The organism is Mesorhizobium sp. M1050 (assembly GCF_040318715.1).
Classification (GTDB): domain Bacteria; phylum Pseudomonadota; class Alphaproteobacteria; order Rhizobiales; family Rhizobiaceae; genus Mesorhizobium.
Genome location: NZ_JAMYMV010000002.1, coordinates 142,125 through 159,672, shown reverse-complemented (window position 1 = coordinate 159,672; position 17,548 = coordinate 142,125). Strand labels below are relative to the sequence as shown.

The following is a 17,548-nucleotide window of genomic DNA, read 5'->3' as shown; positions in this document are numbered from 1 at the left end:
CGACCTTTCGGCTGAGCTGCCTGTACCGGGTTCCGTCCGCGAGGAAATGCGGCACAAGGTTCGCCGTTTACAAGCAGGGGACGCTGCGGTCATCGAGACGTTCGTCGCCTTCGCAGGACACCGGGATCGGATCGTCCTCGATTACTTTACCAAGGGTTGCGAAGTTGGGAAAACATTTCCCGGGATTCGTCCGCGTCCTTAAACGAATATGCCGTAAGTCGCGACAGTCGGCGGGGCGAGCTCTGACGATAGCTCTGGTCGGATCGACCGTTGTTTCGATAACATCGTTGAGGAGGTTATATTAATGGAAGGTTCGAAAGGCCCGGACGGAACCTCGCACGAGCTGGACCAGACCATGCCGCCACGGGACGCCGTCCCGTCTCGGCAGGGACGTCGCGGTCAGTCGGGCTTGAAGAAGAGGAATGAGCAGACGATCGACTACGAGAGCCTCGGCATTCCCAGCGCCGCGGTGCCGTTGTTCGAAGAGGCGCGGGAGATGTTTTCTTCGATCGGCCGAAAGAGAACGGACGAGGTCTTCACCTGCGGGGAGGCGCTCTCGAGGGTGCGCGAAAGCGCCCCCAGCCAGGAAGCGTTCGAGCGATGGTCGAAACGTGCGTGCAGCCTGACGAGGCGAGGGGCGGGCAACTACATCGCGGTTCACAACAATCTACGGGAGCATCGGAACGTCCTCGTCGACTGCAGCATGCCGGCAGCGGCGATGTACACTCTGGCGACCGCCGAACAGGAACTCCTCGCTTCCGTAGTCGCAGACCTCAAGGCAGGCAAGCGGCCAACCGTTCGCGAAATCAAGACGCTCGTTTCCGGTGAAACCCAAAGCCTGAAACGAGAGCCTGCCGACACCGCCGGATCCGAGGGCCTGAGGGCGCTGTCGCGGCAGAAGATCCAGAACGCGGTTCCGATCCTCGTCGAGCGGCTTTGGGGTATCCTGAAGGATATCCAGGAGGCGCTCGAGCCGCATTTCGAAGGCAAGAAGGTCGCCAAGGGAGCCCTCGTTGGGAAAGTGGAGCATCCAGCACGCCGAGCCGGAGCCGAGCTGCAGAGCCTGGCGGTCTTCGTCGAACCGAACGCCCAAAGCAGCAGCGATTGGATCGTACATCCGGCGCGCTTACCGCATGGAAGCCAGTGGTGGAAGGTTTCCCAGGTTCTTTACAAACTCGGCGGTCGCGAGGATTGGCCCGACGCCAGCGAACTGGGAGCATGGCTAGTGAACGACGTCGTGCCGGCGCTCGAATTCGCTGTCGGCGCAACCCGTTCAAAAGATGCCGTAGAATGAAAGCGAAGCGATCGCCTCCTCATGCGGCGCGCGGCTCCCGCCCAACGCGTACCTGGGATTCCCGCCGGCACTCGTAGGCCGGATGGCCTTGGGGGCGTCAAGCTGCGAACCTGTGGCAGAAGTGAGACGTGCGCTTGTTCAGCGCTTCCCGCCGATCCTCGGCCGGAAGGAGGAGGAAGGCATCAGCCATGCGCAACCCTCCCTACGCTGCGCGCGAGCCAGGTGGGAAGCTGAGGCGCTGCCGCAACCAGCTCGCTGAACGCAGCGGGCGGCAGTTTCCGTTTCAGGGTGTGTAGGGCAGTCTCTGCTCCCTCCGGTCCGAGCCAGGCAAGCGCTCGCACGGCCTGACCCGCTGGCCGATGTAGCATGGCGAGCTGCCAGCGCGGCGCGTGGCGAAGCTCGACGACCTGCTTGCCAAGGCTCATCATTCTAGTGCGCCGCGATGTCAGATAGACCGACGGGACCGGCACCTGCGTCGTAAGCCCGAGACTGTTGGCAGCAGCCGCACCGCTTGAGAGGATGACCTCGCCGCGCTGAGCGGCGAGCGCCTCGACCGCCTGTTCCACTGAGGGCGCTCGGAAACCGAACCGGCCCGTGACCGGCAGCAGGTAGACGCCGCGCCCGGCTCGGAGCAGGAGGCCCCGCTCGGCCAAACGCGACAAAGGCTTGGTCTAACGCGGCGCGGTTGGCTAGGTGAAGCAAGCTCTTCGCTGCGACGGGCGTGCCTCCCGGCAGCCGCTTCACATACTCCAGGATTTGTTCGGTCATCCTACACCGTCGGGCTGGAGTATCTGGCAGGCAGGGAAACCTATCGCCGGTCGATCACAATCCCGACCGCGGCTGCTACCGGGCCGGCGCAATGTCAGGTGACGCTCACCTACGCCTGCATGGGGTCCACAGGCTTGGTTTCCCCATTATCGTAGACTCTCCGCCAATCCAGTTCGACATTACGCCCGAACAGGGGCTAGTACCTCTGCACAGGGATTATGACTCTTTGGCCGTTGGCTTTGGATAGGCCTTGGCAATTTGAGGCGCGCGTTTTCGGTTGAGAACATCCAGTTGATGCGGGCGCCACTGGTGTTTCGCAGGTGCTCCCAGGCAGCGGTCTCTGCGACGAGGCGATCGTAGCTGTCGATACGACGATCGAGGCACTGGCCGCGCAGAACGCCGATTTCGATCTCGACCATGTTGAGCCAGCTGGCGTGCTTGGGCGTGTAGTGGAACTCCAGCCGTCGCAGGATGCGTCGCGCCTCTGATGGCGGCAGGGCCTGATAGAGCGCGGCGGGCGTGTGGGTTGACAGATTGTCGAGCACCACCCTGACGCGTTCGGCTTGGGGGTAATGGATATCGACGAGGTCGCGCATGCAGTGGGCAAAGTCTTGTGCTGCGCGCCGCTCGGTGACCTTGACCTTGCGCCAGGAACGATGCGCATCGAGGAAGACGAACAGGTTTGCGGTGCCGTTGCGTTTGCACTCGAAGTCGTAGCGCTCCAGCCTTCCCGGCGCGACCGGGATTGGCTGACGCACCTCGCCGATGAGTTGGGTCGGGCTTTCGTCGAAGCACACCACGGGCCGCTTCGGATCGGGTGCTTCGGCATAGAGGTCGAGCACATCCTCCATGCGCGCGACATATTCTGCATCGATCTTGGGAATGCACCACATGTCCTTGCGCCAGGGCTTGAGATCGTTCTCGGCCAGGCGCCGACGCACCGTCTCGCGCGACAGCTGTTCGTGCTCGGTCAGCTTGACGAACGCATCGGCCAGCAGCTCAAGGGTCCAGCGGGCCCGCCCGGGCGGCGGGCTGGAGCAGGCGGTGGCCACCAGCAAGGCTTCCTCCTTGCCGCTCAGCTTGCGCTCCGCCCCGGGGCGCGGCTCTTCGCTGAGTGCCGCCTCCAAGCCCATTTCCACGAAGCGGCGCTTGGTGCGGTAGACCGTGGAGCCACCGACCACTACCGTCGTCGCAATGGTCTCGTCGCCCAGGCCGGCATCGGCTGCGAGCAGGATCTGGGCTCGCTTGAGCTTGCGCGCTGGATGCTTGCCGCTTCGCAGCATCGTTGTGAGTGCGTCGCGTTCGGGTTGGTCGAGATCGACGCGATAGCGTACATTCATCCGGAAGGCCTCCTTCGGTTTGCGGAGATTCCGGAAGAATCGACAAATGAATCAATTAGTTGACGGGCGGTCGCCAGCGGGTCCCAGCTTCACCGAAAAGCAGGGCCAGTATCTCGCCTTCATCTGGACCTACGGCTTGCTCAACGCTCGCTCGCCGGCCGAACGCGATATGCAGCGCTTCTTCGGCGTCACCGCACCTTCCGTCCATCAGATGGTGCTCACCCTTGAGCGCACTGGATTGATCCGCAGGCAACCGGGCCTCGCGCGCAGTATTGAACTGCTTGTCGAACCCGATAGCCTTCCCAGGCTACAACCCATCCAATCCGTCAAATCCTCTGTGCAGAGGTACTAGTGCCGTTCACCGCATCCGCCGACGGCCGAGTTATTGCGGGCTCCAATGTCATGAAATAGCGGGATTTTTTGTCGGTTATGCATCGGCTGGCCTAACGATACTTCTCCCTGCTTACAGGGTAACAATTGACTCATAATGTTAGCCGCAGCTAAGTTTGGCGTTGAGAGGGGACCAACTGAGACTGATCGCATCCACCTGAAGGAGGTTGGATCACTATGTCAGGCAACATCGCAACTTGGTTTCGTACGCACTACATCGCAGCTATCGTCGGTCCAGCATCGGGGGCGATATTCGCCCTTGGTGGCACTTACTTTATCCATCCCTACTCGGGCAGCCAGCAGCAGTTGCCTGCACCTCAGATCGTCTGCGCCCAACCGCCCACGAACATGCAGAAACTTCCCCAAGGGGTTGCAGGTTGGTCGGGGCAAACTGGCACAAGCCAGTTTGCGATGAACGGCGGCCTGAAGGACGGGCTGCTTGGTGGACTAGGGAGCGACGCATATATCGATGACCGCGCTCTTTCCGGGTTGGCCGACGAGCAGTCGAGCTATCCTCAGTTCCAGGCGACCTTCAACCATAGCAAGAAATATGGGCCGCCCCCCGGAGTGAATAAGAGATCGGGTAAAGTCACCAGCTCCTTGAACGGCATGAGTGGATTTAATGCGGTGAGGCGATACACTCCGAATCCGAAGTTTGTGCCGTACCCGAAGAAGTCCAGTGGCGCGGGTTATGTTGACCCGGCTGACGCTGGTCAAAACTAGCAGTAAGACATATTTGACAAACCGCTTATCCCGTTCGCTCAGGGGACCACAACATCTTGACGTAGCAGAATTGAGGGAAAGCACCCCAAAACTGCCGCGCGGCGCCTTGGCGATGCCAAGGAGGGGCGCGGTGCCATTCACAGCAGCATCGTTCAGCTGATGGTGTCACGTTCGGGATGGGCAGTCACGGCGCCGCTCCGCGACGGCGTCAGATCATTCGGCGGCGATCGCCAGCGCCCTGCCTACCTCGCCGAACGGAACTCAAGGACCAGAAGAAGGTCGAGGCCCCAGTTCCAGGGCCACTTTGTCGCGAAGCTCGCCGATCTTGTCGAGGATGCGCTGGACCTCTGAAGCATCCGGGAGAGGTTCCGCCGTATATGGATCGTCGACAGGGTAACGAAAGGCGGTCGCCCAAGGCGATATCGGCACCAGCACAACGGCATCGCCAAGCAGCGGGTGCGTGTTGGGCAACGCGCCGACGAGCCTGCGGAGATCGTGGCCGCCCGATCCCCTGAGGTAGGGAAGCCCAAGATGGACGAGCAGCGTCTTGATCAGCTTCTCAACCGCCTGCTGGCAGTGATAGGCCGCTGCGGGAATGTTCGGTTCCGGATCCGGCAAGAGCGAGCGGCGGGCAGCGTCGATATCGGTGTCGGCGATATCTAGCCAGGCATGTGCATCGGAACTCACGGATGCGCCGTCATGCCCGAGGTCGGTTCGAGCGATCCGATGATCGCGTATCCGTCGCGTGCGATGTCATGGCTCAGGCTGTCGATATCGTCCCTCTTGGCTTCAAATACGGAGCGGCGCAACGGGTACACCTGGATGGACGCATCGAGGTCGGAAACGAGTTCCCAGAGTTTCGACGGCGTGAACTGCTGTGGCCGAACATTGTCCGGCAGCACCACGCAGAGATCCCAGTCGCTGTCGGGCTGGTGATCTCCACGCGCCCGGCTTCCGAACAGGATGACGGCCTCTGCATGGGTAGCCTCTGCAAGACGTTCTGCAGCGGTCTCGACATCTCGTTCAATGACGATCTCAGCCATGCTGTTCTCTCCAATCTTACGAGATGATACAGCGGGAGCACGCAATCGTGAAGCGGTGTTCACGCATCGACCACCCAGGCCCTGCCAAGATGCCGCTGTCGAAATATGCCGCCCGCACCGCCATTCACTCAGCGGCCAGCGCGATAGCCGGCCGTTGTGCGGGCAGCGCCAGTATCCGCGGAACGAGTTGATCCGGCTTGCTGTAGCGCCGCCGTCCGGTCATCCGCTCCTCGCCCTTTCGCCGCGGCATAAGCACTGGCCGCTTGGAACGCTTCAGCCGCATGTACTGGCGAGGCTCCTCGAACTCCCTCACGCCACAGAAGTCCCATCCATAGGCGCGGAACAGTTCCGGCTCTTCCTCTCGGAAGCGGTCCACCCACAAGACGAGGTTGTCGAGTACCTCGACCCGATGCACCCGATAGAAGCGGGCGAGATCCTTCACGATCTGCCGCTTGTTCGGGTGGCACATTTCCATGATGTCTTTGATGTGTTCCTTCTTCCACTGGGTCGTGTCTCCGACGATCCCGCAGTAGGTGACCGGACCGACCCGGCGGCCAGGCCCGCCAAAGCCTCTTCAAGGTTGCTTTGATCGCCTTCGATTGCGGCGAGATCAGTCAGCTTGTCCAGCCAGTGCTGCATTCGTTTTCCTCCGTGATCGCTCCGGTGCTTCGGTTCCTGCGCCGCCTGCGACTGTTTCAGCGATCGTAGCATATGGCTCCGCAGATCTTTATGGGCTCCATGCAATGAGGTTTAAGGACTAGGTCACAGCTCAGGAGATGAAGCTATTAGAGCGGCTCGCCGGTTTGGAGCCCGACCCGTAGGAACGCCAAGAACAAATCGCGCTTCCGGGTTCCTTGGAATTCCCCGTTGACATGGATCAATTTTCGCTGAAGCATTAGTAGAATATAAGTATTGCGTGGCCGATATGAATCGGCATTTCGTAGGAGAGGAAATTTGTTGATGATGTATATTACTATGAGTCGTATTGTCGAGGTCGTGACTTATTCTGAAGTCAAATTTGTATCGGACGATATTGACAATTCCATTTGTGTATTCGATGTGATGATGGCATCACTCCATGCGCAACAGATCGGAATTGAGCAGAGGTTGGAGTTCCGCTTCGATTTGAACGATATGAATATCGCTGGCCGATCTGCCGATGGCAGAAAATTTGATTACTCCATGCGCCTTGGGATTCCTTTTGGCCCGCCGGACGAACTTCCGGCATATTCGAGGTGCCGGAGCAAACCAAATGAGTTCATCGCGGATATTCTTTACTCGGCGTTGTATGAGCAGAGCGAGCGGCGCCAGACCGTCATTTCGGAGAACGGCCCGCATCCCGGCGCGAGCTTTCAAAGCTGAAGGATACAGGTGCGTTCGATGATTCTGAGGACAAATGTCGCGAGCAGAATCGAGCGATCGTTGAGGCTATCCATCATTTGAGGTTGAAGCGTTACTCGCCTCGATTGAGCGATCCGCGCACTATCTCGTATGTCGTCTCTGGCCAACAGGTGAGGCCGTGTCGGTCCCCACGGGACGCCGCACTGGCTGTCGTTTGCTTCGCTGACTCGCCGTCGTCCCCATGCGGCCATCATCATGCTTCCGTCAGCGTGACGTTTCGAGCGACCATGGCCGTTGACTCTGTCTTGAGTGTTCTGTATTTGTTCCCGTCACCATGAAACAGGCATCGCTCCTCATACGCTGATCGCCCCGACGCTGCACTTCGCAGCGGCCGATCATTCTTGCGTATGCGTATGGAGCGTCCCATGACCGCCCACCCTGAAATCCAAACCGACCAACTCGCGTCCGTCCGCGCCGATGCCGCGCGTCTTCATTTTCATCCACGCGGAACCGTTCGTTGTGTCGGCGCGCCTCTGTTCAGGAACCAGGTCGCGCGAGACCTCGGATGCCTGCTCGACCTCGACCCGGCGGTGGTCGAATGGTCATGCCTCCCGCTCGTCCTGCATCGCCGGGGCGACAGCCACGTTCCGGATTTCCTAGTCCTCCGGGAAGAGGGGGCATGTCTGTTGGATTCATTTGCTGCGGCAAGCGACCCTCGGGACCGTTGGAACGAGCAAGCCGCTGCCGAAATTGGTTTCCGTTACTCCGCATGGTCGGCTGATGATCTCAGAGCGGGGTACACGCTCGATAACGCGAAGGACCTCCTGCGGTATGCCCGTTGGCATTGTCCGCTGGGCGACCGTGTTCGCCTCCTTGCAGCGCTGGACGATAATGGCTCGCTGACCGTTGCGGAATGCATTCCGGCGTTTCGCGAAGCGCCGCCAATAGCAGGGTTTTCGTCGCTGGTCCTGCATCGCTTCGTCGAGATCGATCTCGACGAAGCCAGGATCGGACCCGAGACCGCCGTCCGCCGTATCCGCAGCTGAACGCGGCTTCGGAACACCACCGCCCGCGGCCGCACCCGAGCGCCGGGAACCATCAAGTCAGGATTTCCAATGAAACAGATGTCGAAAGCGCTGAGCATCAAGCTCGCCTCAAACGCAACGCGGTTCGTCGCTTACTGCACAGTAATGCGGGCACTCAGGCATCAACGCGAATTCCTGTCGGGACGGCCGGCCGTGATCGTCCTGATCGCACAGAGGGAAGAGGACGTGGAAATTTATGAGAGCGCGACCAAATTCCCGGCGCAGAGAGAATCGCTCATCACCGGAAGCGTGTACGATCGCGACCGGACGCTCGTCATGACGGTCAAACCGGAGGGCCGGAGAAAGTCCGAACGGTTCGACCTCCTTGGGCTCACAGGTTCCAACGACCGCATTATCGTTGTCACGCATTCCCGCGACCTTCTCGCGGAAAACGTCGACGCGGTTGCGGATGCCGTGCTTGTGCTTCCGGCCGTCCAGCCCCGATACTTCAAGGCGGCCGCCCGTTTCTGTCGCGGTCAGCTCCTGTCGGACGAGGACGCCTCATTCCTGGCGACGGTCCCGCTGCACGTTCTCGGCGCGATCTGGCGCAAGGGCAGGGGGCTGGACAAGGTTCTGCAAGCTGCTCGCGCCATCACCCTGACCGCTCCAAAGACGAGCCTAGGGCAGGGACCGACACTGGACGACCTCCATGGACTGGGCGCCGCGGCCGACTGGGGAAGGGAGCTTGCCGTCGACTTGAAGGACTGGCGCGCAGGCAAGATCGGGTGGTCGGAAGTCGACAGGGGAATCCTGCTCAGCGGGCCGCCGGGGTCGGGCAAGACGATGTTCGCCGCGGCCCTCGCGCGAACCTGTGGAGTCCATCTTGTCTTGGGTTCGCTGGCGCGCTGGCAGGCAATGGGCCACTTGGGAGATCTTTTGAAGGCGATGAGAGGCGCGTTCGCTGAAGGCATGAAGAATGCGCCCTCGATCGTGTTCATTGACGAAATCGATTCCGTAGGGGACAGGATGACCTTCTCCGGGCACAACGCGCAATACAGCCGTGAGGTCGTCAATGGCCTGCTGGAATGCCTCGATGGATCCGGTGGCCGGGAAGGCGTCGTCGTGGTCGGGGCGACGAACTTTCCGCATATGCTGGATGCGGCGCTGACCCGTCCGGGTCGCCTCGACAGGCATGTGAACATTCCGCTGCCGGACATGGCGGGACGACAAGGAATTCTCGGCTGGCATCTAGCCGCGGCGTCGTCTGCTCTGGACCTGACTTCCGTCGCCGCTCGCACGAACGGCTGGACAGGGGCAGCCCTGGAGCAGCTCGCCAGGCAGGCGCGTCGTCGTGCGCGCCGTGCCCGGCGCGACCTCGAAACCGCGGACTTGCTCGCTGAACTGCCAGATCTGGTACCTCTTCCTGAAGCCATGCTGTGGCGAAACGCGATCCACGAGGCCGGTCACGTTGTCGTCGGCCTGACGCTGGGTGTCGGCGATTTCAGGAGCGTGGAGATCATCGACGCCTTCGACTCGTCAGGCGAGACCATGCAAAGGGGAGGAGGGGCGCTTTTCGACGAGCAGGTCTTTCCGGAGCGGACCAAGGCCGGCTTCCTGGACCGGATCGCTCTCGCGCTTGCAGGACTGGCAGCCGAGGAGGTTGTCTTCGGTTCGAGGTCTGCCGGCGGAGGGGGCAGGAAAGGTTCGGACCTTCACATCGCCACGGTGACTGCCCTGCAGGTCGAAGCCGCCTACGGGATGGGTGGAGGATTCACGTTCCTGTCCGGGGCAAGCGAGGAGGAACTGCTGGTGACGCTGCATATGAACGGCGGCCTGCAGGCCAGGGTGGAAAACCTCCTTGCCGCGGAGTTCCGTCGCGCGAAGACGCTTGTGGAAGAGATGAGACCCGAGCTCGAAAATATTGCGGGGGCACTGCTTCGTGAGCGCCATCTCTCGGCAGAAGCGGTCGAGGAACTAATTTCATGGTAAGCGTTCTCGGACTGACGCCCTTCCGTGAATTGTCAGTGCCGTTCCTCCCGCCCCCGGGTCCTGAACTTCGCCTCGTGCTGCCCTCTTGGAAGCGCTGGAAACCTTGAAGGCGCAGGGCGATCATCGCCAGGCTCGCCGCTGAGCCAACGCGCCTATGTCGACGTACGTGTTCCACCACAGATCAAGGATTAAACTTCTGATGGCGGTTGCTACCGAATAGCGAGTATCTGGCTATCGGCAGTTTTGCGGGTTTCCTAGCGGTAGTTTTACGAGTCGGCTTGGTCGACGCAAGTGAGGACAGACCTAATCGCCCGAAGGATGCCGAAGTCTGCGTCTCAAACTTGGCAGCCGCCCTAGGTAAGAACCCTCTCGAAACGCGAAAGCTGGCGCTCGAGAACCTGCAAAGCTTCGGCATTAGGTAGCAAAAACCACCAGGCTTAAAATGGCATCCCTTCCCGATGACCTGCGCGCGTGGAAGGCCGTGCCCCAGGTCACGCTGAACACTGTCTTGCAGGTCTTTTCAGTGCATTCGAAACGGTTACGACTCGTCGTATGGCACTGCACCGTTCCGCAGCTAGGGCAAGTTTCTTACCCGGAACCCGGTCCGGAGTTGATCGGAGCGAAGTCAGGTGGTTAACGGCTTGCCACTAGGCAGCAAGAGCCGCAGCCATCCTGCGCAATTCAGGCATCATCTGCGGCTCTTCGGGTTCAACGATCTCAGAGCCAATATCCATCACGAGGGACTTGACCAACGTTGTCTTATTTAACGCACTTTTCTTGACGAGTTCGTCAAACTCGGCGCCAACGCGTGGAGTTATTTTCATCGAAAGACGTTTCGACGGGGTATCGTGCCAGCTTTTCCACTTCGCTCGATGAACCGCCGCGTTTTTACGAAGCCGCTCCACCAAGAAATCGTCATTTACAGACCTGTGCACGAAGTACGCGATCAGCGACTTCCGGAGGATCACGCCAGCAGAAGGATCAATCCGATAAGATGCTAGGTCCAACGTATCCATAAACGGCGCAGCCATAACCACTTCCAAGGGCCTGGAAGCAATCTCGCGAGCAACACGGATTGCTGGCGTCGACTGCGGCGGGATAGCCACAACGGCGCCACACTCGTCGCATGTAGCCGCCATGATCTGCTTCGCCATGCCGATCCCGCTTTCGAAAGGCACATCGTGATAGTCGAAAGTCGTCGTAACGACTTTCCGGCACTTTTCGCAGAGCGCCTTGCTCTTATCTCCAGCATACCAGATTTTCATGTTAGCCTACCTTGATGGATGTACACTTATGAAGACCGTGTCAGGGTCAACGAAATAGAATTTTATGTACCATCCATCTCGTTTGAGGATATGGACTTCAATGCCTTCGAACTCATGGTGCTCAGAACTCTCATGATGCGTGCCATTGCACCTGTCGATAATCGGTATCAGTTGCTCGGGGGAAATATCGCCAGTCATCAAGGCATTCTTGTCCTCGATGCTCCCGCGGGCCGCATGCTGATAAGTACCTTCCTTCAGTGCCTTGATGACGCGATACCTGACGCCCTTGAAAGCCATCCGTTCCTCAATATACGAAGTTCTTCGTAAAATTCAACAAAAAAATCACGCCGCAAGCGAGAAGGTTGCGTGACTACCCCTACTCAGTAACCCGTTATCAAATGGACAACCAATACGCGCCGGGCGCTGTGAAGCGCCTTGTGAGCGGAACTTTTTGCTTTTCGATTCCAAATACGTAGGCCGCTTTCGGTGGTTTTTGCTACCTAACACCGTAGATTTCGGCCGTAAACGCCACCAGGTCTGACCGACCGCCTCATCGCGAGCCGGTCTGGACATGCTTCTTCCGTAGGCCGGGACTCATCGAGCCATTCCACGGCCCCGCCGATCATGATGGCGGCAGGCGGTCCTCGGCCTTGTTCTCAGGCCGGATATTGCCGCCAGCGTATTTGCCGTCGATCTCGTCTTCGCCCTCAAGCAACATGTTTCCCCTGCGCCACGCGATCGCCTCGCGCAGTTTCATCAGAAGCACACAGGCCGTCTTGTATTGCACGCCGATCTTGGCGAGCGGGATTCAAACCTCAAGGCTCGCGTGTCCGGCCGGTAGGGCCCGCGGATACAAGAGCGTTCATCTCCGCGAGCGTTTGGACGATCGAGGTAGCGTCAGGCGCAACACCTCAGATGCTGGCTCGGGGTCTCCAAAGACCTGACGTCGATCCTAGCAGATGGTCCTTTCACAAGGTCTCGTTTCATAGGAATTTCCCAAGTTTCCTCGATCGGATTGAAAAGGCCGGGTAATTCAAAATGAGCATGGATTCGAAGGAAATCGTGGACGTCCATCGAGACGACAGGGATTCTGTACACAATCGCGGTCGCCGCGATCGCAAGGTCTTGGCCCGGACCTCGCCGATGGTTCTGGGGAGACGGCACCCACAAATGCCGCAGGCTCGGGACCGTAGTCATCGATGCGTACGTCCGCGCAACTGCGGCATCCATAGCGAGGAAGACCATATCGGTTTCGAGCACTTCATTCAGCCAGCGTGAGAGATCGTGGGCCCGGCTGGGGTTCCTCAACCGCAGCGATTCAATGCCCCGCTGCAGTTCGAAAACCGCGCCGAATGGAATTGCCAGCCGATGACTCGACGTCGCCCAGTCCGCCCAGGCGAGGACATGCCGATTCGGTCTCTTCTTTGTGAATTCGCTCAGGACATTTGTGTCGAGAAGAAACATTCCGGTGGGCTCCTTTGCGGCCAGAATTGCTTTATGATGCACGAGGCCTAAATCAGAACCACCGGCGAATAGTAAACGCGGTCAATTGGAGCGTGCATTGGCGAGCGGCGGGACAAGTGGCGGTCGTACAGGACGTGGCATCTGGACCGTCAAAGAGGCGAGGGCACGATTCAACGATTTGTTGGCGGCTGCTGCCGAAGAAGGGCCGCAGGAGATTCACGACCGTCGACGGACGTTCGTGCTCCAGATGTCGAAACTCGGACCGAGGAAGTCCGCTCGGGATGTCTTGCTGAAGGGCGGGCCGCTGAATGATGATGAAGAGCTTGATCTCGACTGATTTGCGCGGCTGTTCCAGGCAGGCGATCTTGCGGCTATATAGCCTGCTGCCGACCTCCAGCGATGACATTCGATCGTAGACAATAACCAGCTGCCTTCCACGATGACGTTGTTGCCGATGGACTCTTTCAGCGGGTGGATCGAGCACTCATCCTCTTCGCCCCCGCACACCTCGCAGAGCATGTGCATGTAGTCCGCGAAAGCCGGATAGCTGAAGTTCAGCGTTCTGCCATCGAGGACCGGAAGCAGCCGTGCTGTTTTGCGCTGAAATCAATCATCCAAGGGCGCGCCACCCATTGCCCAACAGCCTACATTCGTTCAGATGTGGTGTTCAATACAATGTGGAGGGGCAGGTCACGGTGTGTGGTCAGCTGCCGTTGAGAGGTTTTCCGTGAGCGGAGACGCGCTGCATCGGTTTATCGATACTGTCGAGGGCCACTATAAGTCGCCAAACCCGGAGCCGCTGCTGCTTTCGCGTTTTGGGCAACAGCACAAAGAACTGCTGGCTGAGCTCAAGGCAGAGTTCGTTTCGCTCAAGGCTGCGGTCCGCGCGGCAGGCGAGGACCGCATCCGATTCATTGACACGACGGTCGGTCGCGAGGCAATCGCTCCTGTTGCGATTGCTGCCGAACTGCAATTACAGATCCAGGAAGATTCAGCCAGCCGACAGCAGGCGGCGAACTACTTCGAGAGCCTGCCGACGCCGGTCCAGATCGCCTTCTGCGTTCGGACCGATGCTGGAGAGAATGTCGCAATCGATACCGTCCGGCCGTTTCGTTTTGCTAAAGTCACAGCGCCGGACCTGGTCCGGCCGACGCAGCGTATCATCCCGGATGTGTATCGTCGGCCCGGTCTTTCACTGCGCACCGCGTCCTTGCAAGATAGGGAAACGCTTTGGCGCCTTTTCCTTGCCTGGTCTAGCGAAGCCAATGTCGATCCGGGGATTTTCCGGCAAGGTGAGGCGTCTACTGCGCTCGGCAGGCTGCTTGCGGCGCAGCCGGCCGACCTTATTCCCCGGCTTGTGATACCCGCCGATATCGCGCAGATCCTGCTCAAACATTCCTGACGATGGCCAAGAAGAACGCGGTACAAGATGTTTCTAGGTCGGAGAAGCGGGGCCCGCCTGGGCCGACGCCGCTGCTTCTCATTGCTGGTCTGCCCGAAATGACGGCGCTGCCTGCCGCGGCGACCATCAATAATAATAGCCGCACACAGTGGCGCGCAATCGCGAGCGTGTTTACCAATCGCGACGGCGGTATCTACGGCGAGCCCGGCGCCATTCTTGAGCTCGGCAGGAATGCGTGCCGGTTCGCGACTGCTAGTGAGCGAGACTCCGATGGCGTTCCGACTCCCAGTCGCATCGCTATGGCCTATGTCGATGAGCCCGGATACGAGCATCTCTGGGACGTTTTCGGTCATGCTGTCTGGCCGATCCCCCTCCGCCATCCCGACTGGACATGGCCGAGGGGGCGGCACTGGCGTCACGAGATCGAGACAGTGAACCGAGTCCTTGCACACGCGATCGCCGCAGCCCGGGCGGATAACTCCGAAGCGACCCGACTTCGGCTCGAAGCGCACCGCGCCGACGACGTCCTCCTGCTGCCCGGTCGCAATTTCCATCTCAATTGCGAGAGCCGCCTTATTGAGCGCTTCCGCGCGTTCATGTCGGGTCAGATCGATATTGCCGGGATCGAAGACGGAATTCGCGTCGAGAAATTCGCCTTTGAGCGGCTCGCTGAATTCTACAAGCGCATGGGTGGGCGAGGGAAGCGCTACGCCGTCGACAGTCGGGACGTCATCTTCGCCAAGAGCAACCATGGCCAAGATGGTGGTCAGCATGGGATTGCTGCGTCTACGGAGATCACTGCGCCGCTACTCCAGCGTACGCTTGAGAGCCGATATCGGTTTGGCACGCCGTTGGATCCGCCGGGATTCCAACATGATGCGCAACGTGAAGGCGGTAGCCCATTCAACTACGAGCCATTCCACTGCGTCACCAAGGGACAGGTCCAAATGAGTGGCGATCACGTCAATGTCTTCCCCAGCGACGTGGTGACCGGAATGATTGGAGGCTGAAAAAGTAAAGGGCGGGCATCACTGCCCGCCCGATACATTCAACGCGTTATCTTCATTTTCCATCGACTAGTTGGTTCCAACTACGCGGTCCCCAAAGTTCCGCGACTCGAAGGTCGCAGCTACCCGGTTTCCACGGACCGAACGGCCCTCGACAACATGGCTTCGGGACGGCCCCGATGCGCCAGTGAGCTTTCACCGCAAGGCGGCTTAGGCTCGAATTAGGATAACATCAAACTCGTTGCCTTCATGAGGCACGAGAATATCTTAGTCGTGGGCACGCGTTCTGGCAAGTGTCGGCTAATTCTGTCGACGCCCTATTGCAAATCGGCTCGATCGGCAACAACTCAAATCCGTCCGCCCGGCTTCGGGATCAAAGCTTAGCCCGCTCGGCTTCGCGCCACCAGAATCTTCCAATTTGAACCGAGTTCCCGCAGCCCCGGTTGCAAACAAAATGTTGAGGCTGGCGCCGTGAAGGTGTTCACAAGCGTAGCATGTGGGCGCTCCTTCGCTCTCATCCGGCGAACAATTCCTTGTAACCGGTGGTCGCCATCCAGTTCGCCCGATCGAGGTGGCTTCGCGCGGCTTTCCGCGCGCGCTCCGGTTCTTCCACCGGATCGATGCCGAGGATGATCTGCGCCATCTCCTCATAGCTGGCGTCGTCGGCAGATGCATCCAGGAACCTTATGTAGACCGTGAAGTGCTCCTTGTCGTAGGCGGTCAGCCTGTCGGACCAGGGAACTTCGTCTTTAAGGCCTGGTTCAACGTCTGGGTGTTTAACCATGATACCGGGCTCCGAATCGGAACATATCTTTCGACGAGCTACCCAAGGGAGGGAGAACATCGTCCCAAAGACGACATCCCGATCATCATCCGCAAGCGCCCGCTCGAGGCGATATGCGCCCTTCTGGGCGATGCAACCCCAGGTTAGGGATGAATTACAAAAAGCTCAAGACCGTGCGTCTGCACGTCAAGTTTCCGGCGGGCTGCTCAGCCATCAATTTCATCTTCCCAAAGAGAGCATGCCGGAGCAGAATCCGTCCCCTTCGTTTCGAGACGACTTGCGGCCGAGACGCGCGTCTCAGCAGGCATGCCGTCATCCTGAAAATGCGCCAAGCACTGCGGCACGGTCGCCAACAAAGGTGTCTAGCAGCTTGGAAACGGACTTGCGATAACCGAGATAGGTCGCAACGCGACTAGTCGGCGTTCCTGCGACAGCGGGAAGGCCGATGGAGAAAAGGGCAATCACATCGCATGAAGCGAGGACTTCTCGACCTCGAAGCTTCATGGGTGGTGCGAAAATCTTCGGCTCTTTCGTTCCGTAAAGTTCACACGAAGGGATCGGAAGATCAGAACCAAGCTCCCTCCGGTCCAAGGGCGGTCAGCATCATTGGATCAACACGTGCACGAAGGCGGGACGTGGCACTATAGGCCTTAGTGCCGACGAGCATGGCGATAGACCTGCCGGGGTTTTATTTGCTTTCAGCGGCAGCCACCACTAATAAGCATTGCTTCACCGACTATGTCTCACGCTACCCGGAGAGTTTCGTGACAGAACGCGACAAAAACATCGATACCCTCATCGAACTCACCGCCGATGTGGTCTCAGCTTATGTCTCCAACAATCCGGTTCCGGTGAGCGATCTTCCTGCCCTGATCGGCCAAGTGCACGCAGCGCTGAAAGGCACGGCCGGCAGCGTCTCCGCAGAAGAGCCGGAGGCTCTCAGGCCTGCAGTTCCGGTCAAGAAGTCGGTGACTCCGGACTACATCATCTGCCTTGAGGACGGGAAGAAATTCAAATCGCTAAAGCGCCATCTGTCGACCGACTTTGGGCTGACACCGGACGAATATCGGGCCAAATGGAGTCTGTCGGCAGATTATCCGATGGTCGCGCCGAATTACGCCGCGACGCGCTCGGCAATGGCCAAGACGATGGGCCTCGGCCGCAAACCGAAAGAGCCGGAAGCGCCGGTGCCGGCGAAGCGGACCCGCAAGAAGGTCGCAGCTTAGTTTCTGCAATCGAGACTCTTTTCAAAGCGCGGCAGCCACCGGCACTGTCTGCGCGGAACTAGAAAGGGGCTGGGCATCGCCAGCCCCTTTCTAGAAGACATCCTTGCTTTCACGAGGAATTGGCGACGGCTTGCAGCAATCTGCCGCCCCGGATTTCCGGTCGAGCCATGTTCTCGCCCGCTTTTATCGAGCGGGTCGCCGATGCCTACGCTTGCACTTTCCCCGTGCCCGATTGCAGGCAGCGAGCCAACTGCATGGCGGAGGTTGCATCCTCCAATATGGCGGCCCGCTTCGCAAAGCCGAAGAAGGCATTGCGCGCTACGCTTACGGGTTTTCGCCGATCGTATGCGTCGCAGCACGCCCTGAGGGCGGCTTCGTGGATGACGTCTCTGCGATCTTCAGGCCAGTCGTTGAGGAAATCGATAGCGTCCGCAAGGCTGGCAATCTCTTACACGACGTATGCTGCACGTTTCACGAAAAGTGGACT

The 17,548-nt window shown here is 59.4% G+C and carries 19 protein-coding genes and 3 pseudogenes; 10 read left to right on the top strand and 12 right to left on the bottom strand.

Annotation, left to right across the window (positions count from 1 at the left end; all coding sequences use genetic code 11):
* The first annotated feature begins 304 nt into the window (after positions 1-304).
* A complete protein-coding gene (locus NKH57_RS02070) occupies positions 305-1,294 on the top strand; it encodes a hypothetical protein (RefSeq protein WP_352511147.1) in 990 nt (329 codons plus the stop codon).
* Between the two features lie 182 nt (positions 1,295-1,476).
* On the opposite strand, the pseudogene NKH57_RS02065 reads toward NKH57_RS02070, so the two are convergent.
* Positions 1,477-2,062 (bottom strand): annotated as a pseudogene (locus tag NKH57_RS02065) (DUF6088 family protein).
* Positions 2,063-2,278: 216 nt separating this feature from the next.
* Positions 2,279-3,402 (bottom strand): annotated as a pseudogene (locus NKH57_RS02060) (IS630 family transposase).
* A 46-nt stretch (positions 3,403-3,448) separates the two neighbouring features.
* Here NKH57_RS02060 and NKH57_RS02055 point away from each other — a divergent pair.
* Both NKH57_RS02055 and NKH57_RS02050 read left to right on the top strand, forming a co-directional pair.
* On the top strand, positions 3,449-3,754 hold the full coding sequence (locus NKH57_RS02055; RefSeq protein ID WP_352511145.1) for a LexA family protein: 306 nt from the start codon (positions 3,449-3,451) through the stop codon (positions 3,752-3,754).
* Positions 3,755-3,969: 215 nt separating this feature from the next.
* Positions 3,970-4,515 (top strand): hypothetical protein, encoded by a 546-nt coding sequence (locus tag NKH57_RS02050; RefSeq protein WP_352941251.1) that lies wholly within the window; start codon positions 3,970-3,972, stop codon positions 4,513-4,515.
* 261 nt (positions 4,516-4,776) lie between these two features.
* On the opposite strand, the gene NKH57_RS02045 is transcribed toward NKH57_RS02050, so the two are convergent.
* The 4 genes and pseudogenes from NKH57_RS02045 to NKH57_RS33840 all read right to left on the bottom strand — a co-directional run.
* Positions 4,777-5,202 (bottom strand): HEPN domain-containing protein, encoded by a 426-nt coding sequence (locus NKH57_RS02045; RefSeq protein WP_352511143.1) that lies wholly within the window; start codon positions 5,200-5,202, stop codon positions 4,777-4,779.
* The gene (locus NKH57_RS02040; RefSeq protein ID WP_352511142.1) at positions 5,199-5,558 is read right to left on the bottom strand and encodes a nucleotidyltransferase domain-containing protein; all 360 of its coding nucleotides are present in this window, start codon (positions 5,556-5,558) and stop codon (positions 5,199-5,201) included. The genes NKH57_RS02045 and NKH57_RS02040 overlap by 4 nt, the downstream gene beginning before the upstream one ends.
* 124 nt (positions 5,559-5,682) lie before the next feature.
* Positions 5,683-6,033, bottom strand: coding sequence for a hypothetical protein (locus NKH57_RS02035; protein ID WP_352511141.1), 351 nt, complete (start codon positions 6,031-6,033; stop codon positions 5,683-5,685).
* 77 nt (positions 6,034-6,110) lie between these two features.
* Positions 6,111-6,197 (bottom strand): annotated as a pseudogene (locus tag NKH57_RS33840) (transcriptional regulator TraR); the annotation flags it as partial.
* Positions 6,198-6,518: 321 nt separating this feature from the next.
* Between NKH57_RS33840 and NKH57_RS02030 the strand changes: the two are divergent.
* From NKH57_RS02030 to NKH57_RS02020, 3 genes are all read left to right on the top strand, one after another.
* A complete protein-coding gene (locus tag NKH57_RS02030; RefSeq protein WP_352941248.1) occupies positions 6,519-6,920 on the top strand; it encodes a hypothetical protein in 402 nt (133 codons plus the stop codon).
* Between the two features lie 404 nt (positions 6,921-7,324).
* A complete protein-coding gene (locus NKH57_RS02025; RefSeq protein ID WP_352512711.1) occupies positions 7,325-7,945 on the top strand; it encodes a hypothetical protein in 621 nt (206 codons plus the stop codon).
* Between the two features lie 69 nt (positions 7,946-8,014).
* Entirely contained in the window at positions 8,015-9,913 is a 1,899-nt protein-coding gene (locus NKH57_RS02020) for an AAA family ATPase (protein WP_352941245.1), read from the top strand.
* A gap of 647 nt (positions 9,914-10,560) precedes the next feature.
* On the opposite strand, the gene NKH57_RS02015 is transcribed toward NKH57_RS02020, so the two are convergent.
* The 4 genes from NKH57_RS02015 to NKH57_RS02000 all read right to left on the bottom strand — a co-directional run bounded on the left by NKH57_RS02015 (position 10,561) and on the right by NKH57_RS02000 (position 12,642).
* On the bottom strand, positions 10,561-11,178 hold the full coding sequence (locus tag NKH57_RS02015; protein WP_352552577.1) for a hypothetical protein: 618 nt from the start codon (positions 11,176-11,178) through the stop codon (positions 10,561-10,563).
* A 6-nt stretch (positions 11,179-11,184) separates the two neighbouring features.
* A complete protein-coding gene (locus NKH57_RS02010) occupies positions 11,185-11,475 on the bottom strand; it encodes a hypothetical protein (RefSeq protein ID WP_352512707.1) in 291 nt (96 codons plus the stop codon).
* 325 nt (positions 11,476-11,800) lie between these two features.
* Positions 11,801-11,935 carry a hypothetical protein gene (locus tag NKH57_RS02005; protein WP_352809131.1) on the bottom strand — a complete coding sequence of 45 codons (135 nt, stop codon included), beginning with the start codon at positions 11,933-11,935 and terminating at the stop codon, positions 11,801-11,803.
* Positions 11,936-12,075: 140 nt separating this feature from the next.
* A complete protein-coding gene (locus NKH57_RS02000; RefSeq protein ID WP_352512705.1) occupies positions 12,076-12,642 on the bottom strand; it encodes a PIN domain-containing protein in 567 nt (188 codons plus the stop codon).
* Positions 12,643-12,739: 97 nt separating this feature from the next.
* On the opposite strand from NKH57_RS02000, the gene NKH57_RS01995 reads away from it, so the two are divergent.
* The 3 genes from NKH57_RS01995 (at position 12,740) to NKH57_RS01985 (ending at position 15,054) form a co-directional block, all read left to right on the top strand.
* Positions 12,740-12,979 (top strand): hypothetical protein, encoded by a 240-nt coding sequence (locus tag NKH57_RS01995; protein WP_352512704.1) that lies wholly within the window; start codon positions 12,740-12,742, stop codon positions 12,977-12,979.
* Positions 12,980-13,369: 390 nt separating this feature from the next.
* Positions 13,370-14,044 carry a hypothetical protein gene (locus NKH57_RS01990; protein ID WP_352552569.1) on the top strand — a complete coding sequence of 225 codons (675 nt, stop codon included), beginning with the start codon at positions 13,370-13,372 and terminating at the stop codon, positions 14,042-14,044.
* Positions 14,045-14,046: 2 nt separating this feature from the next.
* Positions 14,047-15,054 (top strand): hypothetical protein, encoded by a 1,008-nt coding sequence (locus NKH57_RS01985; protein WP_352552568.1) that lies wholly within the window; start codon positions 14,047-14,049, stop codon positions 15,052-15,054.
* Between the two features lie 511 nt (positions 15,055-15,565).
* Here NKH57_RS01985 and NKH57_RS01980 read toward each other — a convergent pair.
* Complete coding sequence (locus tag NKH57_RS01980) at positions 15,566-15,835, bottom strand: DNA -binding domain-containing protein (protein WP_352552566.1); 270 nt, start codon at positions 15,833-15,835, stop codon at positions 15,566-15,568.
* 764 nt (positions 15,836-16,599) lie between these two features.
* Here NKH57_RS01980 and NKH57_RS01975 point away from each other — a divergent pair.
* On the top strand, positions 16,600-17,061 hold the full coding sequence (locus tag NKH57_RS01975) for a Ros/MucR family transcriptional regulator (RefSeq protein ID WP_352941239.1): 462 nt from the start codon (positions 16,600-16,602) through the stop codon (positions 17,059-17,061).
* Between the two features lie 205 nt (positions 17,062-17,266).
* Here the strand turns inward: NKH57_RS01975 and NKH57_RS01970 are convergent, their stop codons facing one another.
* Positions 17,267-17,485 carry a DUF982 domain-containing protein gene (locus tag NKH57_RS01970; RefSeq protein WP_352941353.1) on the bottom strand — a complete coding sequence of 73 codons (219 nt, stop codon included), beginning with the start codon at positions 17,483-17,485 and terminating at the stop codon, positions 17,267-17,269.
* Positions 17,486-17,548 lie beyond the last annotated feature (63 nt).